At 61.8% G+C, this 26,517-nt stretch carries 26 protein-coding genes; 15 read left to right on the plus strand and 11 right to left on the minus strand.

Going from position 1 to position 26,517, the window contains the following annotated elements; genetic code table 11:
• Positions 1 to 72: 72 nt before the first annotated feature.
• The 4 genes from QNH97_RS05350 (at position 73) to QNH97_RS05365 (ending at position 3,321) form a co-directional block, all read left to right on the plus strand.
• Positions 73 to 627 carry a hypothetical protein gene (locus tag QNH97_RS05350; protein WP_283555925.1) on the plus strand — a complete coding sequence of 185 codons (555 nt, stop codon included), beginning with the start codon at positions 73 to 75 and terminating at the stop codon, positions 625 to 627.
• Positions 628 to 663: 36 nt separating this feature from the next.
• Positions 664 to 1,941, plus strand: a complete 1,278-nt coding sequence (locus QNH97_RS05355; protein WP_283555926.1) for a flavohemoglobin expression-modulating QEGLA motif protein — start codon at positions 664 to 666, stop codon at positions 1,939 to 1,941.
• A 148-nt stretch (positions 1,942 to 2,089) separates the two neighbouring features.
• Positions 2,090 to 2,995, plus strand: a complete 906-nt coding sequence (locus tag QNH97_RS05360) for an alpha/beta hydrolase (protein WP_283555927.1) — start codon at positions 2,090 to 2,092, stop codon at positions 2,993 to 2,995.
• On the plus strand, positions 2,992 to 3,321 hold the full coding sequence (locus QNH97_RS05365; RefSeq protein ID WP_283555928.1) for a PA3694 family proteiin: 330 nt from the start codon (positions 2,992 to 2,994) through the stop codon (positions 3,319 to 3,321). The genes QNH97_RS05360 and QNH97_RS05365 overlap by 4 nt, the downstream gene beginning before the upstream one ends.
• A 203-nt stretch (positions 3,322 to 3,524) precedes the next feature.
• On the opposite strand, the gene lptF is transcribed toward QNH97_RS05365, so the two are convergent.
• From lptF to QNH97_RS05380, 3 genes are all read right to left on the minus strand, one after another.
• On the minus strand, positions 3,525 to 4,313 hold the full coding sequence (lptF, locus tag QNH97_RS05370; protein ID WP_283557429.1) for a lipotoxin F family OmpA-related lipoprotein LptF: 789 nt from the start codon (positions 4,311 to 4,313) through the stop codon (positions 3,525 to 3,527).
• A gap of 51 nt (positions 4,314 to 4,364) precedes the next feature.
• Positions 4,365 to 4,778, minus strand: a complete 414-nt coding sequence (locus QNH97_RS05375) for a DUF4398 domain-containing protein (RefSeq protein WP_283555929.1) — start codon at positions 4,776 to 4,778, stop codon at positions 4,365 to 4,367.
• 285 nt (positions 4,779 to 5,063) lie between these two features.
• Positions 5,064 to 5,408, minus strand: a complete 345-nt coding sequence (locus QNH97_RS05380; protein ID WP_283555930.1) for a pilin assembly protein — start codon at positions 5,406 to 5,408, stop codon at positions 5,064 to 5,066.
• Between the two features lie 191 nt (positions 5,409 to 5,599).
• On the opposite strand from QNH97_RS05380, the gene ppc reads away from it, so the two are divergent.
• The 7 genes from ppc (at position 5,600) to QNH97_RS05415 (ending at position 13,112) form a co-directional block, all read left to right on the plus strand.
• On the plus strand, positions 5,600 to 8,230 hold the full coding sequence (ppc, locus tag QNH97_RS05385) for a phosphoenolpyruvate carboxylase (RefSeq protein ID WP_283555931.1): 2,631 nt from the start codon (positions 5,600 to 5,602) through the stop codon (positions 8,228 to 8,230).
• Between the two features lie 289 nt (positions 8,231 to 8,519).
• Entirely contained in the window at positions 8,520 to 9,170 is a 651-nt protein-coding gene (gene adk, locus QNH97_RS05390) for an adenylate kinase (protein ID WP_025212085.1), read from the plus strand.
• Between the two features lie 94 nt (positions 9,171 to 9,264).
• Positions 9,265 to 9,942, plus strand: coding sequence for a tRNA (adenosine(37)-N6)-threonylcarbamoyltransferase complex dimerization subunit type 1 TsaB (gene tsaB / locus QNH97_RS05395; protein ID WP_283555932.1), 678 nt, complete (start codon positions 9,265 to 9,267; stop codon positions 9,940 to 9,942).
• Between the two features lie 431 nt (positions 9,943 to 10,373).
• Positions 10,374 to 10,682, plus strand: coding sequence for a hypothetical protein (locus tag QNH97_RS05400; protein ID WP_283555933.1), 309 nt, complete (start codon positions 10,374 to 10,376; stop codon positions 10,680 to 10,682).
• Positions 10,682 to 11,542, plus strand: a complete 861-nt coding sequence (locus QNH97_RS05405) for a DUF72 domain-containing protein (protein ID WP_283555934.1) — start codon at positions 10,682 to 10,684, stop codon at positions 11,540 to 11,542. The genes QNH97_RS05400 and QNH97_RS05405 overlap by 1 nt, the downstream gene beginning before the upstream one ends.
• A 33-nt stretch (positions 11,543 to 11,575) precedes the next feature.
• On the plus strand, positions 11,576 to 12,397 hold the full coding sequence (locus QNH97_RS05410) for an isocitrate lyase/PEP mutase family protein (RefSeq protein WP_283555935.1): 822 nt from the start codon (positions 11,576 to 11,578) through the stop codon (positions 12,395 to 12,397).
• A gap of 16 nt (positions 12,398 to 12,413) precedes the next feature.
• Positions 12,414 to 13,112 carry an extensin-like domain-containing protein gene (locus QNH97_RS05415; RefSeq protein ID WP_283555936.1) on the plus strand — a complete coding sequence of 233 codons (699 nt, stop codon included), beginning with the start codon at positions 12,414 to 12,416 and terminating at the stop codon, positions 13,110 to 13,112.
• 3 nt (positions 13,113 to 13,115) lie between these two features.
• Here QNH97_RS05415 and QNH97_RS05420 read toward each other — a convergent pair whose 3' ends face one another.
• Positions 13,116 to 13,736 carry an energy transducer TonB gene (locus tag QNH97_RS05420; RefSeq protein ID WP_283555937.1) on the minus strand — a complete coding sequence of 207 codons (621 nt, stop codon included), beginning with the start codon at positions 13,734 to 13,736 and terminating at the stop codon, positions 13,116 to 13,118.
• Between the two features lie 108 nt (positions 13,737 to 13,844).
• Here QNH97_RS05420 and QNH97_RS05425 point away from each other — a divergent pair, with 108 nt between their 5' ends.
• Entirely contained in the window at positions 13,845 to 14,627 is a 783-nt protein-coding gene (locus QNH97_RS05425) for a class I SAM-dependent methyltransferase (protein ID WP_283555938.1), read from the plus strand.
• 126 nt (positions 14,628 to 14,753) lie between these two features.
• On the opposite strand, the gene QNH97_RS05430 is transcribed toward QNH97_RS05425, so the two are convergent.
• Positions 14,754 to 15,389, minus strand: a complete 636-nt coding sequence (locus tag QNH97_RS05430; RefSeq protein WP_283555939.1) for a TetR/AcrR family transcriptional regulator — start codon at positions 15,387 to 15,389, stop codon at positions 14,754 to 14,756.
• A gap of 94 nt (positions 15,390 to 15,483) precedes the next feature.
• Between QNH97_RS05430 and QNH97_RS05435 the strand changes: the two genes are divergently transcribed.
• Together QNH97_RS05435 and QNH97_RS05440 are read left to right on the plus strand one after the other, a co-directional pair.
• Positions 15,484 to 16,584, plus strand: a complete 1,101-nt coding sequence (locus tag QNH97_RS05435) for an efflux RND transporter periplasmic adaptor subunit (protein ID WP_283555940.1) — start codon at positions 15,484 to 15,486, stop codon at positions 16,582 to 16,584.
• Positions 16,585 to 16,590: 6 nt separating this feature from the next.
• Complete coding sequence (locus tag QNH97_RS05440; RefSeq protein WP_283555941.1) at positions 16,591 to 19,656, plus strand: efflux RND transporter permease subunit; 3,066 nt, start codon at positions 16,591 to 16,593, stop codon at positions 19,654 to 19,656.
• A 135-nt stretch (positions 19,657 to 19,791) separates the two neighbouring features.
• On the opposite strand, the gene QNH97_RS05445 is transcribed toward QNH97_RS05440, so the two are convergent.
• Genes QNH97_RS05445 through plsB form a run of 3 tightly spaced genes read right to left on the minus strand, consistent with a single transcriptional unit; the run spans position 19,792 to position 23,467 of the window.
• A complete protein-coding gene (locus QNH97_RS05445) occupies positions 19,792 to 20,481 on the minus strand; it encodes a DUF4197 domain-containing protein (RefSeq protein ID WP_283555942.1) in 690 nt (229 codons plus the stop codon).
• A gap of 32 nt (positions 20,482 to 20,513) precedes the next feature.
• Positions 20,514 to 20,912, minus strand: a complete 399-nt coding sequence (locus QNH97_RS05450) for a YbaY family lipoprotein (protein WP_283555943.1) — start codon at positions 20,910 to 20,912, stop codon at positions 20,514 to 20,516.
• A 53-nt stretch (positions 20,913 to 20,965) separates the two neighbouring features.
• The gene (gene plsB / locus QNH97_RS05455; protein WP_283555944.1) at positions 20,966 to 23,467 is read right to left on the minus strand and encodes a glycerol-3-phosphate 1-O-acyltransferase PlsB; all 2,502 of its coding nucleotides are present in this window, start codon (positions 23,465 to 23,467) and stop codon (positions 20,966 to 20,968) included.
• 225 nt (positions 23,468 to 23,692) lie between these two features.
• Here plsB and QNH97_RS05460 point away from each other — a divergent pair, with 225 nt between their 5' ends.
• Entirely contained in the window at positions 23,693 to 23,902 is a 210-nt protein-coding gene (locus QNH97_RS05460) for a cold-shock protein (protein WP_283555945.1), read from the plus strand.
• A 146-nt stretch (positions 23,903 to 24,048) separates the two neighbouring features.
• Here QNH97_RS05460 and QNH97_RS05465 read toward each other — a convergent pair whose 3' ends face one another.
• The 3 genes from QNH97_RS05465 to dapE form a co-directional block, all read right to left on the minus strand.
• Positions 24,049 to 24,426, minus strand: coding sequence for a hypothetical protein (locus QNH97_RS05465; protein WP_283555946.1), 378 nt, complete (start codon positions 24,424 to 24,426; stop codon positions 24,049 to 24,051).
• A gap of 81 nt (positions 24,427 to 24,507) precedes the next feature.
• Entirely contained in the window at positions 24,508 to 25,317 is an 810-nt protein-coding gene (locus QNH97_RS05470) for a putative RNA methyltransferase (RefSeq protein WP_283555947.1), read from the minus strand.
• Positions 25,317 to 26,468 carry a succinyl-diaminopimelate desuccinylase gene (dapE, locus tag QNH97_RS05475; protein ID WP_283555948.1) on the minus strand — a complete coding sequence of 384 codons (1,152 nt, stop codon included), beginning with the start codon at positions 26,466 to 26,468 and terminating at the stop codon, positions 25,317 to 25,319. Before dapE ends, QNH97_RS05470 begins: the two co-directional genes overlap by 1 nt.
• Positions 26,469 to 26,517: the final 49 nt, after the last annotated feature.

Genomic DNA, 26,517 nt, shown 5'->3' on the forward strand with positions numbered 1-26,517 from the left:
GCTGCGCAGCCCAGCGGGAGCAAGCTCCCTCGCCACAGAAGATAAAGGTGACATGTACCATAGGGAGTTCAAATGAAAGCCTGGCGTGCCGTTGTAATGGCCGTGTCGTTGCTGCTGCTCAGTGGCTGTCTGGTGTCCTTCAAGGCGCCGTTACCGGACAGCGACGTGGCGCCCAAGGGCCTGCTCGGCCAATGGACCAGCACCAACGCCTGGGGTGAACCGCTGAACCTGGAGTTGACTGAGGTCGGCAAGCATCGCTACCAGGCCATCAGTTATTTCAGGGCCAGGCCCAGGGAGCGCGAAGCCCTCCCGCTGACCGTCTCGCGCCACGGCAGCCGCTGGTACCTGTCGGCCAAGGTGCCGGCCCGGTATGGCGGACACTATGTGATCGCCGGTTTCGAACTGACCGACAAGCAGGAACTGGTGGTCTACAACCTGGACCTGGAGCAGATCAACCAGGCTATCGGCCAGAAGATCCTCAGCGGCCAGCCGAACCAGAGCGAGGAAGGTGACGGCGTACTGGTGGACAGCGACATGAGCAAGGTTTTCAGCTACCTCGACGACCCGGCCAATTCCGATGTGTTCTCGGAGGCCGTGCGCTACCAGCGGCTGGACAAATCCCAATAATTGCAACAATCGGATGTTTTTTCACAGGAGTTCCGGGTGGACGATTACCAGCAGACGATACGCACCTTGTCCGATCGCATTGTGCTGGCGCAGACGCCGATTCGCATTCTCGACGCAGTGAAATGGGATGACAGCATCCGCAAGGGTTTTCTCAAGGCCAAGGGCAAGGAAATGCCCGCCGTGGACCGTGATTATTACCTCAATCGGCCGCTGTCCTTCGACTCCAGCAAAGTGAAGCTGGAATTCCAGAACATCGAGCGCGACATCACCCGCCAGCTCGGCCAGTTCAACCCGGTTGGCCAGATCATGCGCCGCATGTGCAAGGAATACCGCATGGTGGTGCGCATGCTCGAAGCACGCGGCACCGAGGATTTCGGGCTGATTTCCCAGGAGTTGTACGGCGCTGCTTCCGACGCCTTCCACGCCGGCGACCCGACCCTGGCGGACCTGGGCCTGATGCTGTCCGACTACCTGAACAACATCGATGGCCGAGGTGACCTGAAGGACGAGCCGAAAATCCTGACGGCCAAGGACGCCGTCAGCCTGCTGCAACATCGTCTCAACCGGGTATTCGGCGAAGCTGAAGAGACTATCCGGGTGTTCGAGTCCGACGGAATCGTGGCTGACGCAGCGGCGGGCGCCGACTACATCAAGATCCGCACCGATGCGATGTTCAACGACCGTGACGTGCGGGCCCTGGAGGTCCACGAGGGGCTGGTGCATGTCGGCACCACCCTTAACGGCCAGAACCAGCCGATCTGCACGTTCCTGTCCAAGGGCCCACCCTCGTCCACCGTGACCCAGGAAGGCCTGGCGATCCTGATGGAAATCATCACCTTCGCATCCTACCCGAGTCGCCTGCGCAAACTCACCAACCGCACCCGGGCCATCCATATGGTGGAGGAGGGCGCCGATTTCCTGCAGATCTTCGAGTTCTTCCGTGAGCAAGGGTTTGAAATGGCCGAAAGCTACGGCAACGCCAGTCGGGTTTTCCGTGGTTCGGTGCCGACCGGTCTGCCATTCACCAAAGACTTGTCCTACCTCAAGGGCTTCATCATGGTTTACAACTACATTCAGTTGGCCGTGCGCAAGGGCAAGCTGGAACAGGTGCCGTTGCTGTTCTGCGGCAAGACCACCCTGGAGGACATGCGCACTTTGCGGCAACTGGTGGACGAAGGCCTGGTGGTACCGCCCAAGTACCTGCCCGAACAGTTCCGCGACATGAACGCGCTATCGGCCTGGATGTGTTTCTCCAACTTCCTGAACCATCTGAGCCTGGATCGGATCGAAGCGGATTATTCCAATATCCTTTAATCACAACACAGCCCCCCTGTGGGAGCGAGCTTGCTCGCGATAGCGTCAGGGCAGTCAACACAGCTGTGACTGAACCGCCGCTATCGCGAGCAAGCTCGCTCCCACAAGGAGGTTATGTTTCAACCCTGATCTTGCGAGGTTTCACCGGATGCGAATCCTCGGCATCTTTTGCCTGCTGCTGACCCTGGGCGGTTGTAGCTCGCTGCTGTTCTACCCCGAACGCGGCCTGCCATTCACGCCGGAGCGGGCCAAGCTTGAGTATCGCGACGTCACCCTGACCACGGCCGACGGCCTCAAGCTCCACGGCTGGTGGCTGCCGGTCAAACAGGGTGTCGAGGTCAAGGGCACGGTGCTGCATTTGCACGGCAACGGCGGCAACCTGGCCTGGCACCTGGGCGGGAGCTGGTGGTTGCCGGAGCAGGGGTATCAGGTGTTGATGCTCGACTACCGTGGTTACGGCCTGTCCGAAGGTGAGCCGAGCCTGCCGGCGATCTATCAGGACATCGACGCGGCATTCAAATGGCTCGACCAATCGCCCGAGGTCCAGGGCAAGCCGCTGGTGCTGCTCGGCCAAAGCCTGGGCGGTGCATTGGCGGTGCATTATCTGGTCGATCATCCACAGCGCCAGGCGCAACTCAAGGCCCTGGTGCTTGATGGCGTGCCCGCCAGTTATCGCGACGTCGGGCGTTTCGCGCTGAGTACTTCCTGGTTGACCTGGGGGTTGCAGGTGCCGCTGTCCTGGCTGGTGCCCGACGGCGACAGCGCAATCGGCTCGGTGGCGCAATTGAATGGCGTGCCGAAATTGATCTACCACAGCCTGGATGATCCTATCGTGCCTCTTTCCAATGGCATCCGTCTGTATCAAGCTGCGCCCCCGCCCCGGGTCCTGCAACTGACCCGCGGCGGGCATGTGCAGACGTTCGCCGACCCGGTCTGGCGCACGGTGATGCTGCGCTACCTCGACGATCCCCAGCACTTCGACGGCCTGCGCCGCCTGGGCGAGGTCCCGAATTACCCGAAATCACCCGTTGAATCTTCTGAGAGTGCGCAATGAGCGAAGAACGTAACGCCATCCCCCTGATCATCACCGGTACCTGCAGCATCCTCGGTACCGTCGCGGTGCTGTGGTACTACGGTTACCTGCACTTCGCCAAGCCCGAGGACGCGTTGCTGCTCGACCAATTCACCATGCTCAAGACCGTGCCGGGCGAAGACTACAAAGTCTCCCTGGAGCCGGCGCCCCAGGTGGCCCAGTGCATCGACGGCGTGCTGGTGTTGTTCGACACCGAACAAAAAGGCCTGACCGGGGTGCTGATCAACGAGAAGAAGCGCGCGGTGCGGTGCATGGGGCAGGAGACGCCGCAGAAGCTGCAGCCGTAACCCAATCCCAAGGACACCACAATTCCACTGTGGGAGCGAGCCTGCTCGCGAAAGCGGTGGATCATTCACAGCTGTATTGACTGACCTGCCGCCATCGCGAGCAAGCTCGCTCCCACAGGGAATGTGTACAGCCAAACATATTCGTCCATGAAAAAGCCCCGCCTGATTAACTCAGACGGGGCTTTTCAGTTGCACTCAACCGATCAATTGGCGCTCATGGTCGAACGCGGGGCGACGGGTTGGTTGTCGTTGGAAATGGTCACTTCCACCCGACGGTTCATGGCGCGGCCAGAGACGCTGTTGTTGTCGGCCACCGCGAATTCCTTGCCATAACCCTGGGTCACGATGCGGGCCGGGTCGACGCCCATCTTCACCAGCTCGGTGCGCACGGAACCCGCGCGGCGCTCCGACAGCGACTGGTTGTAGGAATCCGAACCGGTACTGTCGGTGTAACCTTCGATGATCACCTTGCGGTCCGGGTTTTCCTGAAGGAACTGAGCCAGTTTGTTCACATTGACCAAGCCGCTGGAGCGCAAGTCGGACTTGTTGGTGGCAAACAGCACGTCGCCGAAAGTCACCAGGGTGCCGCGTTCGGTCTGCTTGGCGTTCAGGCTGTCCTGCAGTTGCTTGATCTGTGCATTACGCGCATCGAGCAATGCACGAGCGCGCTGGTCGCCGGCGTTTTTCAGTTCGGCTTCGGCGTTGCGCAGGGCGATGGTCTGCTTGGCCACTTCAACGCGTTGGTTGGTCAGATAGGCCAACTGGTCAACCTTGGCTTCGTCTTCCTTCTCCAGATAGGCCTTGTCGGCCTTGGCCAGGAAGTCAGCTGCGTCCTTGGTTTCCAAGGCGGCGACTTTGGTGGCTGAGGGGTCAGCCTGCAGGCCGTTGTAGTTGGTGCGAGCCTGTTCCAGGTTCGCGTTCGGGTCGGTGGAGCAAGCGGCCAGCGCTACGCAGGCGGCAAGCAAGGCGGGCATCATCAAGTGTTTGTGCATCATAGTCTGTCGTCCTTTTAACAATGAGAAGTACGTCGTGGCGCGAACGGTTTACTGAACCTTGTTCATGCCTTCCTGACGCAGTTCCTGAACCCCTTTCTGGGAATCCTTGAGTGCTTGTTCAGCCTTGGCGGCCTGAGCCTTGCGCTCGGCGACGCGGGCATCCCATTCGGCCTGTTCGGCCAGACGCTTGGCTTCGTCGTATTTTTTGTCGTGCATGGCCATCTCGGCCTGCTTGAGCTTGTCTTGGGCCGACTTCATTTCCACGGCGGCGAATTCAGTACCACCGGCGCTGACCGCGCTGTTGACCGCCGATTGGGTCACGGCGTATTGCTCGGAAGGTGGATTGCCGGCACAGCCGGCCAGGATGAAGCTGCTACCGATAGCCAGGGCAGCCAACTTCAGGCCGCGCAGGCCAGTGGATGAGGGTTTGGCAGTGCAGGTATTCATAGGCTTCAACTCCATTGGGGAAATTCCTGAAAAACGACTGATCCATGCTGGGACCGAAGCCTTGACGTCTGTGTTGGCGCTGGCGCCAGGGCGCGTTTATTTAAACGACTGTTCCAGTATGGTTACTCGGTGTGACCCGAGGCGTTTTTCAAAAGTTCAGCGAAGATGGCCAATAGCCAAAAGAATTACTGACTGATTGGTCAATGCTAAAAAAAGCTGAACTTTCCCGGCGCGCGGCGGTATGCCCGGCGCTGGGTGAGGCTTTAGCAGCGCCGGGTATCGCCATCTGTAATGGAAAAATCAGTGCTTGGATTTGTCGCTTTGCGAGGAGAGTTCGTGCAGGTGGCGGCGGGACAAGGCGAGAAAACGCGGGGTCGGCCCGACATCTTCGTACAGCGGGTCACCTTCTTCATCGGTGGCTACCACTTGCGAACCCTTGATGTAGGGGAAGCTCGCTTCCAGCTCTTCCAACGCCGCGCCGATCAACTCGCCCAGCAGTTCTTCGGGGTGGCGCTTGGGGTACATGTCGCAGATTGCCGCCAGCCGTGCGGCAGCTTCCACGTCCAGGTGAATCGTGTAGCCAGTCTGGGTCAGGCGACCCTTGGCATTTTCTTCCCAGTGTTGGGCGAGCTCACGGATTTTCATGATGACCTCAATAAGCTTGCTCGTGGCAGGCGGTGAGTGACAAGCCGTTGTGTGGCTTATCTATCAGACTAGCTTTGTCCGACAAGGTTTAAAGTCCCTTCGTCGCTTGTCATAACCGACAGGCATCGGCACTCTCTAGGTCATGCGTCTAACCCGATAGCTGTCCGGACCTTTTTGCTGGAGAACTGCTGATGACCGATATCGATGCCCGCTTGCGCGAGGATGTTCACCTGCTCGGCGAGCTGCTGGGCAACACCATTCGCGAACAGTACGGGGACACGTTTCTCGACAAAATCGAGCAGATCCGCAAGGGCGCCAAGGCTGACCGACGCGGCTCCGTGGACGCCGAGCTCAGTGCCAGCCTCAACCAGTTGAGCGAGGACGAATTGCTGCCGGTGGCGCGGGCGTTCAACCAGTTCCTCAACCTGGCCAACATCGCTGAGCAATACCAACTGATCCATCGCCGCGAGGAGTCGCAGCCGGAACCGTTCGAAGCGCGGGTGTTGCCCGAGCTGCTCGCCCGGTTGCGCGCCGAGGGGCATGGCGCCGAATCCCTGGCGCGGCAATTGGGGCGGCTGGAGATCGAACTGGTTCTCACGGCCCATCCGACTGAAGTGGCCCGTCGCACGCTGATCCAGAAGTACGACGCCATCGCCGCGCAGCTGGCGGCCCAGGACCACCGCGACCTGACCAGCGCCGAGCGCGCGCACATCCACGAGCGCCTGCAGCGACTGATCGCCGAGGCCTGGCACACCGAAGAAATCCGCCGGACCCGGCCGACCCCCGTGGATGAAGCCAAATGGGGCTTTGCGGTGATCGAGCATTCACTGTGGCAGGCCATTCCCAATTACCTGCGCAAGGCCGACCAGGCTTTGCACGCCGCCACCGGGCTGCGCCTGCCGTTGGAGGCCGCGCCCATCCGCTTTGCTTCGTGGATGGGCGGTGACCGTGACGGCAACCCGAATGTGACTGCCGCAGTGACCCGTGAAGTGCTGTTGCTGGCCCGGTGGATGGCGGCTGATCTGTACCTGCGCGACGTCGATCAACTGGCCGCCGAGTTGTCCATGCAAAACGCCAGCGAGGCCTTGCGTGCCCAGGCGGGTGAAAGCGCCGAACCTTATCGGGCCGTGCTCAAGCAGTTGCGTGAACGCCTGCGCGCCACCCGCAACTGGGCCCATGCATCCTTGAAAGACACCACGCCGGCAACCGCCGATGTGTTGCAGCACAACCGCGAGCTGCTGGATCCCCTGGAGCTGTGTTACCACTCCCTGCACGAATGCGGCATGGGTGTGATCGCCGACGGCCCGCTGCTCGATTGCCTGCGCCGGGCGGTGACCTTCGGGTTGTTCCTGGTGCGTCTCGATGTGCGCCAGGACTCGACGCGCCACACGGCCGCCATGACCGAAATCACCGACTACCTGGGCCTGGGTCGCTATGAGGATTGGAGCGAGGAGCAGCGTATCGGCTTCTTGCTGGAGGAGTTGAACAACCGGCGGCCACTGCTGCCAGCCCACTTCAAGCCATCGGCCGATACGGCGGAGGTCCTGGCCACGTGCCGCGAAGTGGCTGCGGCACCCGCGGCGTCCCTGGGTTCCTATGTCATCTCCATGGCTGGCGCGGCTTCCGATGTGCTGGCTGTACAACTGCTGTTGAAAGAGGCCGGCGTGTTGCGGCCGATGCGGGTGGTGCCGCTGTTCGAGACCCTGGCCGACCTGGACAACGCCGGGCCGGTGATCGAGCGGTTGTTGCTGTTGCCGGGTTATCGCTCACGGTTGCAGGGGCCCCAGGAAGTGATGATCGGCTATTCCGATTCGGCCAAGGACGCCGGGACCACAGCGGCGGCCTGGGCGCAGTATCGGGCCCAGGAGCGGCTGGTGGACATCTGCCGCGAACAGCAAGTCGAACTGCTGTTGTTCCATGGCCGTGGCGGCACCGTGGGTCGTGGTGGTGGCCCGGCGCACGCGGCGATCCTGTCCCAGCCGCCGGGTTCGGTGGCCGGGCGTTTCCGCACCACTGAGCAGGGTGAAATGATTCGTTTCAAATTCGGCCTGCCGGACATCGCCGAACAGAACCTCAATCTGTACCTTGCCGCCGTGCTTGAGGCGACCTTGCTGCCACCGCCGCCGCCCACCCCCCAGTGGCGGCACCTGATGGACGAACTGGCCGCCGACGGCGTCAGCGCCTACCGCGCCGTGGTGCGCGAGAATCCGCAATTCGTCGAGTACTTCCGCCAGTCCACGCCGGAGCAGGAACTGGGGCGCCTGCCCCTGGGCAGTCGGCCGGCCAAGCGTCGGGCCGGCGGTATCGAAAGCCTGCGGGCGATCCCGTGGATCTTCGGTTGGACCCAGACCCGCCTGATGTTGCCGGCCTGGCTCGGCTGGGAAACCGCCCTGAGCAAGGCTCTGGAACGGGGTGAAGGCGAGCTGCTGGGGCAGATGCGCGAGCAGTGGCCGTTCTTCCGTACCCGCATCGATATGCTGGAGATGGTGCTTGCCAAGGCTGACGCTGACATTGCCCGCTCCTACGATGAGCGTTTGGTGGAGCCTGGACTGCTACCGTTGGGTGCGCATTTACGCGACCTATTGTCGCAGGCGTGCTCCGTGGTCCTGGGGTTGACCGGTCAGTCGCAGCTACTGGCACATAGCCCTGCCACGCTCGAATTCATTCGCCTGCGCAACACCTACCTCGATCCGTTGCACCTGTTGCAAGCCGAACTGCTGGCACGCTCGCGGCAGCAGGATGTGGCCCAGGGCAGCCCCGTAGAACAGGCGTTGCTCGTGTCTGTGGCGGGGATTGCCGCCGGTTTGCGCAATACCGGCTAAGGTTAAGCGGCGCACCGAAACGGCCCGCCCGGCGTCTCCGGGCGTGGTCCTGGAGGGGAGGGAACAGGTCAGTCGGGCGACAGTTTGTGGTCCGGTTGCGCCTCTCGCCACCTCCTTCGAAGGTCGTAGCGGGCGCGGGTTCCTCCGACTTTCGGCGGCTTGTGTGGGTCGGGCCTGCTGTGTATCTTGATCAGCCTTTGGCCGTTTGGGCGGTCACGATCCTGTTTTCCGAGATTGGCCCCACGAGGCGAATCCGAGCGTTTACATAAAAAAATTGAGGAGCACATCGATGCGCGTCATTCTGCTGGGAGCTCCCGGGGCCGGTAAAGGTACTCAGGCAAAGTTCATCACCGAAAAATTCGGTATCCCGCAAATCTCCACTGGCGACATGCTGCGTGCCGCGGTCAAGGCGGGCACCGAGCTGGGCGTCAAGGCCAAGAGCATCATGGATGCCGGCGGCCTGGTGTCGGATGACCTGATCATTGCCCTGGTCAAAGATCGCATCGCTCAAGCCGATTGCGTCAACGGCTTTCTGTTCGACGGTTTCCCGCGCACCATTCCCCAGGCCGAAGCTCTGGTAGAAGCCGGCGTGGAGCTCGATCACGTGGTCGAGATCGCCGTCGACGACGAAGAGATCGTCCAGCGCATCGCCGGTCGTCGTGTCCACGAGCCGTCCGGCCGTGTCTACCACACCGTCTACAATCCGCCGAAAACCGCCGGCAAGGACGACGTCACCGGCGAAGACCTGGTGCAGCGCAAGGACGACACTGAAGAAACCGTGCGTCATCGCCTGTCGGTCTACCATTCCCAGACCAAGCCGCTGGTGGCGTTCTACCAGGAACTGTCGGCCAAGACTCACGGCAAGCCGAAATACAGCCACATCCCGGGCGTTGGTTCGGTCGATGCGATCACCGGCAAGGTGCTCGAAGCGCTGAGCTGAAAAGTCTGATCAGCTGCATGAACTACGGCCCGCTTGCGGGCCGTAGTTGTTTATACTGGCGCACTTTTTTCCCACCTGATTTACGGACACATCGATGAGCACCTTGCTGGCCCTGGACACCGCGACTGAAGCTTGCTCCGTTGCCTTGCTGCACGACGGCAAGGTCACGAGCCATTACGAGGTGATCCCGCGCCTGCATGCGCAAAAGCTGCTGCCGATGATCCAGCAATTGCTCAGCGATGCCGGGACCACCTTGCAGGCGGTGGATGCGATTGCCTTTGGCCGTGGACCGGGGGCTTTTACCGGCGTGCGCATCGCCATCGGTGTGGTGCAGGGGCTGGCGTTTGCGTTGGAGCGCCCGGTGTTGCCGGTGTCGAACCTGGCGGTGCTGGCCCAGCGCGCCTTGCGCGAACAAGGCGCCCGGCAAGTCGCGGCGGCCATCGATGCGCGGATGGACGAGGTGTATTGGGGCTGCTACCGCGAAACCGACGGCGAGATGCGTCTGGTCGGTGCTGAGGCGGTACTGCCACCCGAAGCCGCAGCGTTACCGAGCGGGGCCGACGGTGACTGGTTCGGCGCCGGCACCGGTTGGGGCTACGGCGAGCGAATAGCCGTCAACCTCAGCGGCCAGGACGCCACCCTGCTGCCCCACGCCGAAGACCTGCTCGCCCTGGCCCGCTTCGCCTGGGCACGCGGCGAAGCCATCCCAGCCGATGATGCGCAACCGGTGTACCTGCGGGATAAGGTCGCGACGCCGAAATCCGAGCGATAAGCCCAGGGTTGACCGCATTCCCAAGCGGCGGTGTGGTGGCAAGGAGCTTGCTCCAATAAACCCAGGCTTGACTGCATTCTCAAGCGGGCAGCGTTGTGGCGAGGGAGCTTGCTCCCGCTGGGGCGCGCAGCGGCCCCCTACATTGGTGTGCAGGTCTATCCATCTGGCGAGCGCTGCGCACTCGAGCGGGAGCAAGCTCCCTCGCCACAAAAGTGATCTGTACTCTACATACATCCGCATCCCACAGAGTCATCTACCTCATCTTCAAAAGTCATTTCCTCCCCCAAAAGTCACGCCGAAAATCACCAGTCGTCACTTTTTCCGCCCGTTTTTAAACCTTTTTGGCTTTATGTGTTCTAGTTATCACTTGCGCATTTGCGCGGCTGTGAAAGTGCCGCTAAATTGCCATCATTGATACCGAGCATTCTGTTATGCGTATAGACGGCGTTCCATCCCAGTCCTACCCCATCAAGCGCAAGCCTCGTGCAGGCAAAACCGCCGAGTCTGAGTCTTTTGATGACATCGAAGGCGAACTGGAATTTCCGTCTGAAGAGCAACTGGCCGCCCGTGCCGCCAAAGCCTCCGCGCAACGCCTGAGCAATCTTCCCGCCCGTCAGCAAGACATGCTGTATCACCGTTCCATGAGCCGCAGCGTGGCCACGGCCCTGGCCAGCTACCTGAGCACCGCCGGTTTCGTCGATTGGGATATGGAAGTGCTGGGACTCGACCTCTACATCTGATGGTGTTGCCTTATTACCTGGGCTGCCCGTCCTGGAGCGAAAACGCCTGGCGTGATTATCTTTATCCCCAGGACGCAAAAACCTCCGACTTCCTGAATCTCTATTCCCAAGTGTTCAATGCCGTGGAAGGCAATACGACTTTCTACGCCAGTCCCTCTGCGGCCATCGTCCAGCGTTGGGCCGAGACCATGCCCGGGCATTTTCGCTTCACTGCCAAGTTGCCCGGAGACATCAGCCACAATGGTGACTTGCGCGAGCGTCTGACAGCCACCGAAACCTTCGTGCAATTGCTCAGCCCCCTGGGTGAGCGGGTTTCACCCTTCTGGCTGCAATTATCCAAGGCCTTTACCCCCAATCGATTGCCCGAGTTGGCAGGTTTCATCGACGCCTTCGAGCGGCCGTTGGCCGTAGAAGTGCGCCACGATGAGTTCTTTGCCAAGGGCGATGCCGAACGGCGCCTCAATCGCCTGTTGCTCGACCGCGGCGTCGAGCGCATCTGCCTCGATCCCCGGGCGTTGTTCAGTTGCACCTCGACCGACCCTGCCGTGCTCCATGCACAATCGAAAAAGCCCCGCGTGCCACCCCGGCCGACCGCCTTCACCCAATGCCCGCAGGTGCGCTTCATCGGCCATCCGGTGTTGGAGGCCAACGAGCCTTTCCTGACGCCCTGGGTAGAAAAAATCGCCGGGTGGATCGAAGAAGGTCGCACGCCTTACATCTTCCTGCACACCGCCGACAACCTGTTGGCGGCAAAACTCGCGCAGCACTTTCACCGCCGCTTGATGAGTCGTTTGCCTGGCTTGCCGGCCCTGCCTGAGCTATATAGAGAGCCCGCCGCCGAGCAACTGGGTTTGCTCTGAGGCCTGATCCCTCTCTGCCCAGGAGCGAACCAAATGGATGCGCAAACCCGTCGAGCCCAGGCGTTCAAGGCCCTGCACGAACGCGAAGGGGCTTTTGTCATTCCCAATCCGTGGGACGCCGGTTCCGCCAAGATGCTGGCCAGCCTCGGCTTCGAGGCCTTGGCAACGACCAGTGCCGGCCACGCTTTTTCCCTGGCACGGCCTGATGGTGCATTGGGGCTGGAAGACACCCTGGCCAACGTACGGGCGATTGTCGCCGCCACCGATCTGCCAGTGGCGGTCGACCTGGAGAACGGTTTTGCCGACGCGCCCGAGGAATGCGCCCGTAACCTGCTGCGTGCGGCGCACGCCGGCGCGGTGGGGGGCTCCATCGAAGATGCCACGGGGCGCGAAGACAACCCGATCTATTGCTTCGAGCATGCGGTGGCACGGGTCAAAGCCGCTGCTGACGCGGTGCGCAGCTTGCCGTATCCCTTCCTGCTGACCGCCCGGGCGGAGAATTTCCTGCACGGCAATCCCGATCTGGATGACACGATTCGCCGCCTGAAGGCGTTCGCTGATGCCGGCGCCGACGTGCTCTACGCGCCGGGGCTGAGTTCGGCCAAACAAGTGCTCGCAGTGGTGCAGGCCGTGGCGCCGAAGCCGGTGAATGTGTTGATGTCCGGGGCGCTGGACCTGACGGTGACGCAATTGAGCGAACTGGGGGTCAAGCGCATCAGCGTCGGATCGGCCCTGGCCTTGGCCGCGTATGGCGAATTTTTCCGCGCCGCCGAGGAAATCCAGCAGCAGGGCACGTTCACGTTCACCCGTCGCTCGATGCCGTTCAAACAGGCTAACCAATTATTCAAGGGTTGATGCCCGAGGCAGTGTCGTGCGGTTTTTGAAAGGTTTAATAGTCGTGGCGCTGATCGTTGGCTTCGCCGCGCTGGCGGTATGGCGTGGCTGGCTGTCGCTGCCGCCACAATGGAATCCCTGGGCGCCCCTGGACGTCAACCAGCCACCCAACCTGCTGACCCGCTACAAGCTCATGGCCCTGCGCAACGATCCGCAGCTGTGTGACCAGGCCCTCGCCACCGCGGGACTGCGGACCGCTCGCCAGGCCGACAGTGGCGCCAATACGTCGTGCCCGTTGACCAACGTGTTGAGGGTGCAGGGAGGTGAGGTGGCACTGAGCAGCAGTTTCCTCGCCAGTTGTCCATTGGCGGTGGCGTTCGCGCTGTTCGAGCGTCATGCGCTACAACCGGCGGCAGCGGCGACCTATGGACAGAAAGTGACGCGGGTCGATCACCTCGGCAGTTTTGCCTGTCGCAACATGTACGGTCGGGAAAGTGGGGCGCGCAGCCAGCACGCCACGGCCAGTGCGTTGGATATCGCCGGGTTTCGCCTGGCTGATGGCCGCACGGTCAGCGTGCTCAGGGACTGGCCGAAGGACAACGCCGATGCGCGGTTTCTGCGACAGGTGCGCGAGGGCGCCTGCGAGATGTTCAGTGTGGTCTTGAGTCCGGATTACAACGCGGCGCACCGCAACCATTTTCATCTGGATGTCGGGCCATGGTGGATCTGTCGTTGAGGATCAGGCGGCGATGCGCAGGTTCTGCAGCACGATCGGGCGTGCCCAGCGGGTGTCGAAGTCCAATTGTTTCTGTTGTGCCACCAGCTCTTCTTCCGGGAACGGTGGGAAGGGCTTGTCCAGCAGGTCGAGTTCGAACTCGGCAATCGGCAGGTGCAGTGGGCGCGGCTGCGGCGCCGGGCCGGGTTCAGGCAGCGGTTGGCCGGCGGCGAGGACGAGCGGGCGAACCCAGTGGCTCTCGAAGGTCTGCTGTTTTTGTTGGGCGGCGATTTCTTCCGGCGGGAAGGGCGGGAAAGGCTTGTCCAGCAGGTCGAGTTCGAATTCGGCGATGGGCAGGAACAGCGGCTCAGGCGGTTTGACCGGGGTTTCGGTGACTTCGCAGGTGCGCTGGCTGACGATGTGTTCCAGCAGTTCGGCGCCGAGGGTCGGTTCAACCGCTTCATCGAGGGCGACGGGCTGGTAGCTGCCAGGCGCCGGAGCGTTATCACCCAGTTGATCGGCCAGGGCCCGGGCAAAAAAATCCTGCCACAGGTGACTGACGCCGCTCAGGGCTTGGGTGTTTCGCAGGCTGTAATCGCCGTAAGGGGAGATAACGCCTATCGATGTGGATTGAATGTCTGACATTTTTCTCGGTCGACGCTCAGCTCTGGCAAAATGCCGTTCACCTTTGTTATCGGCCGTTTTTACCGATCATTAATTTTTTGAGCATGTTTCCCTGAATGAACAACTTCCATGAGTGAGCAACCGGCGGCCTGCCGCATCCATGTCCAAGCCTTGGCCCCTGCCTTCCAGCCCCAGGCCGAGCAGTGGGCCGAGCGGCTTGGCCTGCCTTTGCAAGTGGACGATGGCGAGTTTGCCTTGCAGGTCGGCGAGCAAGGGCTGCAATTGCAGCAGTTGGGCCCGGACGCGCCGGGGCCGGTGCGGGTGGACTTCGTCGAGGGCGGTGCGGCTCATCGTCGGCTGTACGGTGGCGGCAGTGGCCAGATGATCGCCAAGGCGGTCGGGATCGCCCAGGGAGTGCGTCCGCGGGTGCTGGATGCCACGGCCGGACTGGGCAAGGATGCGTTCGTGCTGGCTAGCCTGGGGTGTGAAATGAGCCTGATCGAGCGCCAGCCGCTGATTGGAGCGCTGCTGGAAGACGGCCTGGCCCGCGCGGCGGAGGATTTCGACGTGGCGCCCATCGTGGCGCGCATGCGCTTGCTCAAGGGCAACTCCATCGAGGTGATGCGCAACTGGGAGGGCGAGCCGCCCCAAGTGATCTACCTGGACCCGATGTTTCCCCATCGCGAGAAAACCGCCCTGGTGAAGAAGGAAATGCGCCTGTTCCGGCCCCTGGTAGGCGATGACCAGGATGCCCCGGCACTGCTGGCCGCGGCCCTCGCCCTGGCGACTCATCGGGTGGTGGTCAAGCGCCCACGCAAGGCCCCGTGCATCGAAGGGCCGAAGCCGAGTCATGGCCTCGATGGCAAATCCAGCCGGTATGACATCTACCCCAAGAAAGCGCTCAAGTCCTGAGACCGCGTCGCCTGCATCGCGAGCAAGCTCGCTCCCACATTGGATCTGTTGCGTTCATCAAACCCTGTGGGAGCGAGCTTGCTCGCGATGAGGCCCTTCCAGCTAGCGAAAGGCTACCGGGCCGAGCTAAGACCGATACGCCCGCACAAACAACTCCACTACTTCCCGCACATGGGCCTCGGCCGCGTCGCCTTCCAGTCGCGGGCCGCAGCCGAACAACAGCCTGAAATTCGCCGCGCCCTTGATCAGGCAAAAAAAGTGCTCGGCGGCATTGCGCGGTTTGTCGATGCTCAGGGCGCCGCTTTGGTTGACCTTGCTCAGCAGCCGCTCCATGCCCGAGAGCATCCGCTGGGGGCCGGCTTCGTAGAAAATCGTCGAGAGCTTCGGGTCCTGGCTGCCCAGGGCCATGATCAGCCGATGCAGGTTCACCGATTCGTCGCTGTTGATCAGTTGGTTAAAGCCACGGGCAATGTTCAACAGCACGTTTTCAATCGGCACGCCGTCAGGCCATTCGTAAAACAGCGGCGGCACCTGTTCTTCGCACTTGGCCAGGACGGCAGCGGAAAACAGCGTTTCCTTGTCGTTGAAGTGGCTGTAGACCGTCAGCTTAGACACGCCCGCCTCGGCGGCGACGGCGTCCATGCTGGTGCTGGCATAACCCAGGCTCAGGAACAGTTTTTTGGCCGCGTCGAGAATGGCTTGGCGTTTGGCCAGGTCCTTCGGACGGCCAGGGCCGTTGGGAGGTGAAAGATTGTTCGACATTCTTCGCTTTTAATACTGGACTGGTGAGTTTGCTATTAATAACATACTCGCCAGTATAATTATTCCAAGCACCATTAGCGAAAGGTTACTCGTCATGTTCCGCTATGCGTTGTCCCTCGCCCTGCCAGTCAGCCTGGTTTTTTTATTGTCTGCGTGTGGTCATGACGAGCCGGTGTCGGTAGCCGTGCGCCCCGTCATGGTGGTCAAACCACAGCCTTCGGCCCAGGCGATGGACAGTTATCCCGGCGAGGTGCGCGCACGTTTCGAGCCCGACCTGGCCTTCCGCATCGGTGGCAAAGTGAGCCGACGACTGGTCGAAGAGGGCCAGCGGGTCAAAGCCAATCAGGCGTTGGCCGAACTCGACCCCGAGGATGTGCGCCTGCAACTGGAGGCCACCCGCGCCCAGGTTGCCGCCGCCGAGGCCAACCTGAACCTGGTGCGCGCCGAGCGTGATCGCTACAAGACCTTGATGGAGCGGCAGATGGTCAGCCGCTCACAATACGACAATGCCGAAAACCTCTACCGCTCTGGCGCTGCGCGACTCAAGCAGATCAAGGCCGAGTTCGATGTCGCCAATAATCAGGCCAGCTACGCGGTACTGCGTGCCCCTCAGGATGGCGTGGTTGCCCGGCGTTCTGTGGAAGTCGGGCAGGTGGTGTCGGCGGGGCAAACCGTCTTCACGCTGGCCACCGACGGTGAGCGTGAAGTACTGATCGACTTGCCGGAGCAGAGTTTCGGCCGGTTCAAGATTGGCCAGCCGGTCTCGGTCGAACTGTGGAGCCAGCCCGACCAGCGTTTCAGCGGGCGCATCCGCGAACTCTCGCCGGCTGCCGACCCCAAGTCTCGCACCTTCGCCGCCCGTGTCGCGTTCACCGCTGGCAGCGTTCCGGCTGAGTTGGGCCAGAGCGCCCGGGTATTTATCCAGTCCGCCGACAAGGTCTCGCTGTCGGTGCCGCTATCGGCCCTGACCGCCGAAAACGGCGCGACTTATGTCTGGGTACTCAACGCCAACAACACCCTGAAAAAAGTCCCGGTGCGCGTCGGCGCCTTCGGCGAAAAAACCATTCCGGTGCTGGAAGGCCTGGGCCCGGATGATTGGGTCGTGGCAGCCGGGGTGCATGTGCTCCTCGACGGCCAGCAGGTGCGGCCGGTGGATCGCTCCAACCGCGTCGTCAACCTGACGACCAAGGAGTAATCCCCGATGGGTTTCAATCTTTCCGAATGGGCACTGCGTAATCGCCAGATCGTACTGTTCCTGATGCTGTTGCTGGCCGTCGTCGGTGCGCTTTCCTACACCAAGCTCGGCCAGAGTGAAGACCCGCCGTTCACCTTCAAAGCCATGGTCATCCGGACCAACTGGCCAGGAGCCACGGCCGAAGAAGTCTCGCGCCAGGTGACCGAACGCATCGAAAAGAAGCTGATGGAAACCGGCGATTACGAAAAGATCGTCTCGTTCTCCCGCCCGGGTGAATCCCAGGTGACCTTCATAGCTCGCGATTCCCTGCATTCGGTGCAGATTCCCGAGCTTTGGTACCAGATCCGCAAGAAGATCAGCGACATCCGCCACACCTTGCCCCCGGGCATCCAGGGGCCGTTTTTCAACGATGAGTTCGGCACCACCTTCGGCAATATCTACGCGCTGACCGGCGATGGATTCGACTACGCGGTGCTCAAGGATTACGCCGACCGCATCCAGATCCAGCTGCAACGGGTCAAGGATGTGGGCAAGGTCGAACTGCTTGGTTTGCAGGACGAAAAAATCTGGATCGAGCTGTCGAACGTCAAGCTGGCGACCCTTGGTTTACCTTTGGCGACGGTCCAGCAAGCCCTTGAAGCGCAGAATGCGGTGTCGACCGCGGGCTTCTTCGAAACCGCTAGCGAGCGACTGCAGCTACGGGTTTCAGGGAACTTTCAGACAGTAGAAGATATTCGCAACTTTCCAATCCGTGTGGCCGATCGCACCTTCCGCATCGGCGATGTGGCAGAGGTGCATCGCGGCTTCAATGATCCGCCGGCGCCCCGCATGCGCTTCATGGGCGAAGATGCTATCGGCCTGGCTGTGGCCATGAAGCAGGGCGGCGACATCCTGGTCCTCGGCAAGGCCCTCGAAGTCGAGTTTGCCCGTCTGCAGAACAACCTTCCGGCCGGCATGCAACTGCGCAAAGTTTCGGACCAGCCAGCGGCCGTGAAAACCGGCGTCGGCGAGTTCGTCCAGGTCTTGGTCGAAGCGCTGACGATTGTGTTGCTGGTGAGTTTCTTCTCCCTCGGATTGCGCACCGGGATGGTGGTGGCGCTGGCGATTCCGCTGGTGCTGGCGATGACCTTCGCCGCGATGTACTACCTGGGGATCGGCCTGCACAAGATCTCCCTCGGAGCGCTGGTATTGGCGCTGGGGCTGCTGGTGGATGATGCGATCATCGCGGTGGAGATGATGGCGATCAAGATGGAGCAGGGCTTCGACCGGATCAAGGCCGCCAGCTACGCCTGGACCAGCACGGCGTTCCCGATGCTCACCGGTACGTTGATCACGGCGGCGGGTTTCCTGCCGATTGCCACTGCGCAATCCGGCACCGGCGAATACACCCGGTCGATTTTCCAGGTCGTGACCCTGGCGCTGCTGGCTTCCTGGGTGGCCGCCGTGGTGTTCGTGCCGTACCTGGGGGAAAAGCTCCTGCCGGACCTGGCGAAAATCCATGCGGCCAAACACGGCACCAGTGATGGCCAGACCGACCCTTACGGCACGCCGTTTTATCAGCGGGTCCGGCGGTTGGTGGAGTGGTGCGTGCGTCGGCGTAAAACCGTCATTACGCTGACCGTGCTGTTGTTCGTGGGGTCGGTAGTGCTGTTCCGTTTTGTGCCGCAGCAGTTTTTCCCGGCGTCGGGGCGACTGGAGTTGATGGTCGATCTGAAACTGGCCGAAGGCGCCTCCCTGAGTAACACCGCCGAGCAGGTCGAGCGCCTTGAAGCACTGCTCAAGGACCGTGCGGGCATCGACAACTATGTGGCTTACGTAGGCACCGGGTCACCGCGTTTTTACCTGCCGCTGGATCAACAGCTGCCGGCGTCGAGCTTCGCCCAGTTCGTGGTGTTGGCCAAGACCATCGAAGATCGTGAGACTTTGCGCGGTTGGTTGATCACCACGTTGAACGAACAATTCCCGACCTTGCGCTCGCGGGTCACGCGCCTGGAAAACGGTCCGCCCGTGGGCTACCCGGTGCAGTTCCGTGTGACCGGTGAGCACATCGAAGTAGTCCGGGCCCTGGCACGGAAAGTGGCGACCAAGGTTCGAGAAAACCCCTACGTGGCGAACGTGCATCTGGATTGGGAAGAACCGAGCAAAGTGGTGTACCTGAATGTCGATCAGGACCGTGCCCGGGCCTTGGGCGTGAGCACGGCCAATCTGTCGAGCTTCCTGCAAAGTTCTCTCACCGGGTCCAGCGTCAGCCAGTACCGGGAGGACAACGAATTGATCGAAATCCTGCTGCGCGGCACGGTGCACGAGCGCACCGAACTGTCGCTGCTGCCGAGCCTGGCGGTGCCCACCGACAATGGTAAAAGCGTTGCGCTGTCGCAGATCGCGACGCTGGAGTACGGCTTCGAAGAGGGCGTGATCTGGCACCGCAATCGTCTGCCGAGCGTGACCGTGCGCGCCGATATCTACGGCAAGGAACAACCTGCGACCCTGGTGCAGCAGATCTTCCCGACCCTGGACCCGATTCGCGCAGAATTGCCGGATGGTTATCTATTGGAAGTGGGCGGTACGGTAGAGGATTCGGCTCGCGGGCAAAAATCGGTAAATGCCGGAGTGCCGCTGTTCATCGTGGTGGTGCTGACGTTGCTGATGCTGCAACTGCGCAGTTTCTCACGTACGGTCATGGTGTTTCTCACGGCGCCCCTGGGGTTGATCGGTGTCACGCTGTTTCTACTGGCGTTCCGCCAGCCGTTCGGTTTCGTCGCCATGTTGGGCACCATCGCGCTGTCGGGGATGATCATGCGCAACTCGGTGATCCTGGTGGACCAGATTGAACAGGACATCAAGGCCGGGCTCGCACCCTGGCAGGCGATCATCGAAGCGACGGTACGCCGCTTCCGCCCGATTGTGCTCACCGCGCTGGCGGCGGTATTGGCGATGATCCCGCTGTCGCGCAGCCTGTTCTTCGGTCCGATGGCCGTGGCGATCATGGGCGGGCTGATCGTGGCGACGGCGCTGACGTTGCTGTTTTTGCCGGCGTTGTATGCGGCGTGGTTCAGGGTCAAGAAGACCTGACCTTGATCCTCTGACCCCGCAAACCAATGTGGGAGCGAGCTTGCTCGCGATAGCGGTATCAGCTTCAACATCTCTGTTGACTGTTACACCGCCATCGCGAGCAAGCTCGCTCCCACAGTTGTTTTGGGTTGGGGTTTAGAGAGTACCGAATACTTTCTTCGCCAAACTGGTCGCCGCAGCCGCCGGGTTCTGGCGAATGGTGGCTTCCTGCTTGCCGATCATCTCGAACAACCCGTCCAGCGCCTGCTCGGTCACGTAGTTTTCGATGTTGGCGCTTTTGGCGTCCAGCACGCCGAAGGTCGCGGCCTGGCCGGCGAAGGCATTGTATTTCTGCGCCAGGCCGACCTTGTCGGTGGCTTGCTTGACGATGGGCAGGAACTTGGCGCGGATCTGTTCGCGACTGCTCTTGTTCAGGTATTGCGTGGCCGAGTCCTTGCCACCGCTGAGGATGCCCTTGGCATCGTTCACGCTCATGTTCTTCACCGCATTGACCAGGATCGGCTGGGCCTGGACCACGGCGGCTTCAGCGGCCTGGTTCATGCTGGTTTCCAACTGATCGACCTGCTCGCCCATGCCGAAGGCTTTCATCTTGCTGGCGACTTTGCCGAGCTTGCCCGGCAGTTCGATTTTCACCTCCGGGTTATTGCTGAAACCGCCGGGTGTGCCCAGTTGCTTGACCGCCACTTGGGCGCCTTGGGTCAGGGCGTCCTTGAGACCGCCCGTGGCGTCTTTTTGCGACAGATCGCCAAGGGACAGGGCCATGGCATTGGCGCAGATCAACAGGCCCGCGCACAGGCCGGTGAAACGGAGGGTAGAGCGGAGCATGACAGCTTCCTTGAAGAGAAATTGAACAGGAATCAGCGTGCGGCGTTGACGCGGATCTTCAACGGCTGCGGATCTTTGCCATCGAGTTGCACGGTGTGTTGTTCGGTGGTGATGAACATCAACTGACCGTCCACTTCGATACGGGCGCTTACGGCATAACGATGGCCGGGCTTGACCTGGGCCGGATCATAACTGAGGTGGAACGGCAGCGGGACCTGGCCTTTGATCGGACCGCTCTGCTCATCGAGCACCACCGCGGGGGCGTCGGCCAGGGACACATCCTGCAGGCTCACGCTCAGGGTGGCGGTGGGCGGCAGGGCGATGCGTTGCAGGTAGAACACTTCGCCGTCGAGGCTGTTCTTGCTCGCCAGCGGTGCACTGGAGCAGGCGCTCAGAAGCGTGGCGGCGGTGATGAGAAGAAGTTTTTTCATTTGGCGTATTTCCATATTGAGGGCGCCAGAGAAAAAACTGGCGCCTGTGGGAATCAGTCCTGCGTCACCGGGGCCACCTGATCCGCCGCGTCTTCACTGCGATGCAACGCCACCTGGCGGATCGACAGGCGAATTTCCGCCGGCAGCACCCGCTTGGCCGCGCCTTCGGCCAGTTCGCCCAGCAGCTCGTGGTAGCTGAGCTTGCCGGCTTCGTCGCGGCGCAGTACGTCCAAGTCCAGCATAGTCTGGATGAAGTGGCGGAACAGGCTCTTGTCGAAGAATTCCGGGGCATTGAGGCCATGCAGGATCGACAGGCGTTGGGCCATGACTGTGCAAAGGTCTTCCAGCTCTTCGGCGCTGACCGTGTTCTGGCCGCTGTTGAGCAGCAGCGAGACGGTCATGTAGAAGCGCTGCAAGGTCTGGGCGATGCTTTTCGACAGCAGGGTCAGCAGCACGAAATGCCGCGAACTCGGCGCCGGGCGCAGGTACAGGTCGTTTTCGAAACGCAGCAGGCCTTGTTCGACGAACGCTTCGAGCCACTGGTCGACCACGTCGTCCAGTTCTTCCAGCGACCAGCGAATGAACAGCTCCGATTGCAGGTACGGGTACAAGGCGTGGGTGTAGCGCAGGATCTGCTCGCGGCTCATGCGCGAGCTGCTCTGGAAGAAGCTGGCGAGCAGCGCTGGCAGGGCGAAGATGTGCAGTACGTTGTTGCGGTAATAGGTCATCAGCACCGCGTTCTGTTCATCCAGATACAGAATCTTGCCCAGGGCATCGCTCTGTTCCGAGAGCAGGTCCATGCCTTTGACGTGCTCGATCAGCGCCTGGCCGTCGCCTTCGGGCAGGGTGGTGTGCGGGGAATACGGCACTTTGCGCAGCAGCGCCAGGTACAGGTCCAGCACCCGCGCCATGGCGCGGTCGTCCAGGGCCAGGCGGCTGGTGGACAGCAGTGCCAGGGCCACGAGGTTGACCGGATTGATGGCCGCGGCTTCGTTCAGGTGTCGGGCCACGCGTTCGCCGAGGCGGTGGGTGGTCGCGTTGAGCCAGGCCGGCTTGAATTGCGGGCCCAGCTCCTGTTGGCGCCAGCCTGGTTGTTCGCCGTCGAGGAATTCCGCCAGTTTGATCGGTTCGCCGAAGTTCACCGCCACCTGGCCGAAGCGTTGCTTGAGGGCGCCAATGACCTTGAAGATGTCGAAGATCGATTCTTTCTTCTTGCTGGCTCCGCGCAGCTCGCCCAGGTAGGTACGGCCCTCCAGTACCCGCTCATAGCCGATGTAGACCGGCACGAAGACGATGGGCATGCGCGATGAACGCAGGAAGCTGCGCAGGGTGATGGCGAGCATGCCGGTCTTGGGTTGCAGCATGCGCCCGGTGCGCGAGCGCCCGCCTTCGACGAAGTACTCCACCGGAAAACCCTTGGTGAACAGCGTGTGCAGGTATTCGTTGAACACGGCGGTGTAGAGCGGGTTGCCCTTGAAGGTGCGGCGCATGAAAAACGCCCCGCCACGGCGCAGCAGGCCGCCGATGACCGGCATGTTGAGGTTGATGCCGGCGGCGATGTGCGGCGGGGTCAGGCCGTTGCGAAACAGCAGGTATGACAGCAGCAGGTAGTCGATGTGGCTGCGGTGGCACGGCACGTAGATGACTTCGTGGCCCTGGGCGACGTTTTGCACACCTTCGATGTGGTTGACCTTGATGCCGTCGTAGATCTTGTTCCAGAACCAGCTCAACACCACTTCCAGGAAGCGGATCGCGGTGTAGGTGTAGTCCGAGGCGATTTCGTTGCCGTAGCGCAGGGCCTGGGCCTTGGCTTTTTCCGGGGCGATCTTCTCCCGCTCGGCCTCGTCGATAATCGCCTGCTTGACCAGCGGCTGGTTCAGCAGGCCCTTGACCAGGTTGCGGCGGTGGGAAATGTCCGGGCCGATGACCGCTGCTTTCAGGTTGCGAAAGTGCACCCGCAGGATCCGCTGGGCCATGCGCACGGTGCGTTCATGGCCCTTGTCGTGTTCGATCAGTTCGCGCAGGTGGATCGGCGCGGAGAACTGCACGCGGGTCTTGCGGCCCAGGATCATGATGCTCAACAAGCGGCGCAGGCGTCCGGTGACGGCCCAACTGTCGGCGAACAACAACTTCCACGGGCTGGATTCGCTGTCGGGCGACTGGCCCCAGAACACGCTGACCGGGATGATCTGTGCATCTTCGGCTGCGTTGTCGGACAGGACGTTGACCAGCCGCGTCAGGGTCGGCGGCGCGCCACGTTTATCCTGGCGCCCGAGCCAGTCCGGTGCCGGTGTCAGGTAGAAAAACGCCGCCGGTTCCAACAGGTTACCCACCGAGACCGGCAGCACCGGACGCGGCAGGCCAGCCTTGGTGCATTCGGTGTCGAGCACGGCCAGGTCGGTGAGCGAAGGATCTTGCAGGACGTAGAACACCGGACGACTGCGGTCGAGGTTGAGGGTGAAGGACGACTGGTTGATCGTCTCGGAGCGAACCCAGAGGTACAACAGTCGGCGCAGGGTGCCAAACACAAGACGGCGGAACGGGGAGCGGGTCATACGGCTTCTGCATGAGTGAATGGGGTTGAGCGGTCGGTAGTGTGCAGGATTCGTCGAAAATCGGCAAAAAAGCGCCGAAGTAAAGTCAGTTGAGAGTTTTTTCGGGTGTCATATACTCGGCCAGTGACTGCCACGGCCCCCTTATGGACGGTCGGACGGTAGCTAACGTTCGTACGGCTTTCCCTCGAAAAGCCGACTTAAAAATAAGAAATGGGAGTGAGCATCATGGCAACACGCGAGACCGGCAGTGTGAAGTGGTTCAACGACGCCAAGGGTTATGGCTTCATTCAGCGTGAAGGCGGGGCGGATGTTTTTGTGCATTACCGCGCTATCCGTGGCGAAGGCCACCGTTCCCTGACTGAAGGCCAGCAGGTCGAGTACGGCGTCGTGGAAGGGCAGAAGGGCTTGCAGGCTGAGGATGTGGTGGGGTTGTAAACCGCATTCACTGGCTACACAAAACCCATTGTGGGAGCGAGCTTGCTCGCGATAGCGGTGTGTCAGTCACTTCTAATCTGGCTGATCTACCGCTATCGCGAGCAAGCTCGCTCCCACATTGGCTCTTCGGTGGGCGGGGGGCTGCGTCACGCCGTCTTCCAGGTAATCTCTTCTTCCCCATCCACGCTGATGCGAATCCAGCGATCCGCCGATTCCTCACCTTCTTCTTCCACCCACGAGCCGGGGGCGCAGCGCACTTCGACATTCAGCGCGGCGAAGGCGGCGCGGGCGCAGGCGATGTCGTCTTCCCACGGGGTCTGGTCGCTTTCCAGGTACAGGCTGTTCCACTTGCCCACTGCTTTAGGCAGCCAAGTCACCGGGACGTCGCCGGCCTTGCACTTGTAGGTCTGGCCTTTCTGTACCCAATCGCTGCACGGGCCCAGGGCCTGGCTGAGCCAGGCGGCGATGGCCTTGTGGTCGACGTCGGCGTCTTTGAGGTAAATCTCGATATCGGGTTGGCGCATGGATGTCCTCACTGTGGTCTTGAAAAATCCATTCGCGGATTTAACGGGGCCCGAGCGGTTGCCCGGGACCGGAATCAAAGGTTATTGAAGAACGAAATAATCGTAGCGCATCGACACGCTGACCTCGAATGGCTCGGCCTGCTCGATCACGCTGGCGCGGCGCTCGGCACTGGCGCGCCAGCCGTGGGGCGTCATGGCCAGCAGGTTGGCGCGGTCCTGGCCACTGTCGAGCGTCAGCTTGAACTCGAGGGTTTCGCTGTGATCCAGGGCCATGCCCGCAGGCACCAGGGCCAGGTGCTTGTCATCGGTGTACTCGCGCACTTCGTCGTACAGGCGCTCGCGCAGTTCCATCAGATGGCCGGCTGTTGGGCCGACTTTCATCAAGCCACCACCCGGGCTGAGCAGGCGCTTGGCCTCCTGCCAGTCCAGAGGGCTGAACACGCTGGCCAGGAACTGGCAGCAGCCGTCCGCCAACGGCACTCGGGCCATGCTGGCGATCAACCAGGTCAACTGCGGATTGCGTTTGCAGGCACGCTTGACCGCCTCGCGGGAAATGTCCAGGGCATAGCCATCGGCATTGGGCAACGCTTCAGCGATCTGCGCGGTGTAGTAGCCCTCGCCACAACCAATGTCCAGCCAGCGCCCGGGTGCGCGTTCGGCGGCCAGTTCGGCCAGGCGGCGGGCAACGGGGGCGTAATGCCCGGCGTTGAGAAAATCGCGCCGGGCTTCGACCATGGCCTGGTTGTCGCCGGGGTCACGGCTGTTCTTGTGCTGCACCGGCAGCAGGTTCAGATAACCCTGTCGCGCGCGGTCGAATCGGTGGCCGGCCGGGCACACCACGCCGTTGTCCACCGCGTTCAGCGGTTCACTGCAGATCGGGCAGGCGAGCATCAGGCGAGCAACTTGATCAGCGTCTTGTAGTAGATCTCGGTCAGCACATCGAGATCGGCTGCCAGTACCCGTTCGTCGACCTGGTGGATGGTCGCGTTGACCGGGCCCAGTTCGACCACTTGGGTGCCCATGGTAGCGATGAAACGACCATCGGACGTGCCGCCGCTGGTGGACGCCTTTGTCTCGCGACCGGTGACGTCCTTGATGCTCGACGACACCGCGTCCAGCAACGCCCCCGGCTCGGTGAGGAACGGCAGGCCGGACAGCGCCCAGTCGATGTGCCAGTCCAACTGGTGCTTGTCGAGGATATCGGCGACGCGCTGTTGCAGGCCTTCGACGGTGGACTCGGTGGAGAAACGGAAGTTGAACACCGCCACCAGGTCGCCGGGGATCACGTTGGTCGCGCCGGTGCCGGAGTTGAGGTTGGAGATCTGGAAACTGGTGGGCGGGAAGAAGTCGTTGCCGTGGTCCCAATGCTCGGCGGCCAACTCTGCCAGCGCCGGAGCAGCCAGGTGGATCGGGTTCTTCGCCAGGTGTGGATAAGCCACATGGCCTTGTTTGCCGCGCACGGTCAGCTTCGCGCCGAGGGAACCGCGCCGGCCGTTCTTGACCACGTCGCCCACCAAGGTGGTGCTCGACGGCTCGCCGACGATGCACCAGTCCAGCCGCTCCTGGCGGGCCTTGAGGCGCTCGACCACGGCCTTGGTGCCGTGGTGGGCCGGGCCTTCCTCATCACTGGTGATCAGGAAGGTCAGCGAGCCCTTGTGGTCAGGGTAATCGGCGACGAAGCGCTCGGCCGCCACGATCATTGCCGCGAGGCTGCCTTTCATGTCCGCCGCGCCACGGCCACAGAGCATGCCGTGCTCATCGATGACCGCATCGAACGGATCGAGCTGCCAGGCTTGAACCGGACCGGTCGGCACCACGTCGGTGTGCCCGGCGAAACACAGCACCGGACCGTCATGCTTGCCGTGGCTGGCCCAGAAGTTATCCACATCCTCGATGCGCATCGGCTCGAGCTGGAAACCGGCGTTGCCCAGGCGCTGCATCATCAGTTTCTGGCAATCGGCATCCACCGGCGTCACGGACGGGCGGCGAATCAGGTCGCAGGCGAGTTGCAGGGTCGGCGAGAGGTCGGCGTGGGCCGTCATGAAAGCTCCGGAAATATAGAATGGACGCAAGGCTTGTGGCGGGCTGGCT

This window comes from Pseudomonas sp. G2-4 (assembly GCF_030064125.1).
GTDB lineage: Bacteria > Pseudomonadota > Gammaproteobacteria > Pseudomonadales > Pseudomonadaceae > Aquipseudomonas.

Coding starts and splice junctions, on each gene's coding strand:
- QNH97_RS05350 (WP_283555925.1), top strand. CDS start 73: ATGAAAGCCTGGCGTGCCGTTGTAATGGCCGTGTCGTTGCTGCTGCTC.
- QNH97_RS05360 (WP_283555927.1), top strand. CDS start 2,090: ATGCGAATCCTCGGCATCTTTTGCCTGCTGCTGACCCTGGGCGGTTGT.
- QNH97_RS05365 (WP_283555928.1), top strand. CDS start 2,992: ATGAGCGAAGAACGTAACGCCATCCCCCTGATCATCACCGGTACCTGC.
- lptF (WP_283557429.1), bottom strand. CDS start 4,313: ATGCACAAACACTTGATGATGCCCGCCTTGCTTGCCGCCTGCGTAGCG.
- QNH97_RS05375 (WP_283555929.1), bottom strand. CDS start 4,778: ATGGAGTTGAAGCCTATGAATACCTGCACTGCCAAACCCTCATCCACT.
- QNH97_RS05380 (WP_283555930.1), bottom strand. CDS start 5,408: ATGAAAATCCGTGAGCTCGCCCAACACTGGGAAGAAAATGCCAAGGGT.
- ppc (WP_283555931.1), top strand. CDS start 5,600: ATGACCGATATCGATGCCCGCTTGCGCGAGGATGTTCACCTGCTCGGC.
- adk (WP_025212085.1), top strand. CDS start 8,520: ATGCGCGTCATTCTGCTGGGAGCTCCCGGGGCCGGTAAAGGTACTCAG.
- tsaB (WP_283555932.1), top strand. CDS start 9,265: ATGAGCACCTTGCTGGCCCTGGACACCGCGACTGAAGCTTGCTCCGTT.
- QNH97_RS05400 (WP_283555933.1), top strand. CDS start 10,374: ATGCGTATAGACGGCGTTCCATCCCAGTCCTACCCCATCAAGCGCAAG.
- QNH97_RS05405 (WP_283555934.1), top strand. CDS start 10,682: ATGGTGTTGCCTTATTACCTGGGCTGCCCGTCCTGGAGCGAAAACGCC.
- QNH97_RS05410 (WP_283555935.1), top strand. CDS start 11,576: ATGGATGCGCAAACCCGTCGAGCCCAGGCGTTCAAGGCCCTGCACGAA.
- QNH97_RS05420 (WP_283555937.1), bottom strand. CDS start 13,736: ATGTCAGACATTCAATCCACATCGATAGGCGTTATCTCCCCTTACGGC.
- QNH97_RS05425 (WP_283555938.1), top strand. CDS start 13,845: ATGAGTGAGCAACCGGCGGCCTGCCGCATCCATGTCCAAGCCTTGGCC.
- QNH97_RS05430 (WP_283555939.1), bottom strand. CDS start 15,389: ATGTCGAACAATCTTTCACCTCCCAACGGCCCTGGCCGTCCGAAGGAC.
- QNH97_RS05435 (WP_283555940.1), top strand. CDS start 15,484: ATGTTCCGCTATGCGTTGTCCCTCGCCCTGCCAGTCAGCCTGGTTTTT.
- QNH97_RS05440 (WP_283555941.1), top strand. CDS start 16,591: ATGGGTTTCAATCTTTCCGAATGGGCACTGCGTAATCGCCAGATCGTA.
- QNH97_RS05445 (WP_283555942.1), bottom strand. CDS start 20,481: ATGCTCCGCTCTACCCTCCGTTTCACCGGCCTGTGCGCGGGCCTGTTG.
- QNH97_RS05450 (WP_283555943.1), bottom strand. CDS start 20,912: ATGAAAAAACTTCTTCTCATCACCGCCGCCACGCTTCTGAGCGCCTGC.
- plsB (WP_283555944.1), bottom strand. CDS start 23,467: ATGACCCGCTCCCCGTTCCGCCGTCTTGTGTTTGGCACCCTGCGCCGA.
- QNH97_RS05460 (WP_283555945.1), top strand. CDS start 23,693: ATGGCAACACGCGAGACCGGCAGTGTGAAGTGGTTCAACGACGCCAAG.
- QNH97_RS05465 (WP_283555946.1), bottom strand. CDS start 24,426: ATGCGCCAACCCGATATCGAGATTTACCTCAAAGACGCCGACGTCGAC.
- QNH97_RS05470 (WP_283555947.1), bottom strand. CDS start 25,317: ATGCTCGCCTGCCCGATCTGCAGTGAACCGCTGAACGCGGTGGACAAC.
- dapE (WP_283555948.1), bottom strand. CDS start 26,468: ATGACGGCCCACGCCGACCTCTCGCCGACCCTGCAACTCGCCTGCGAC.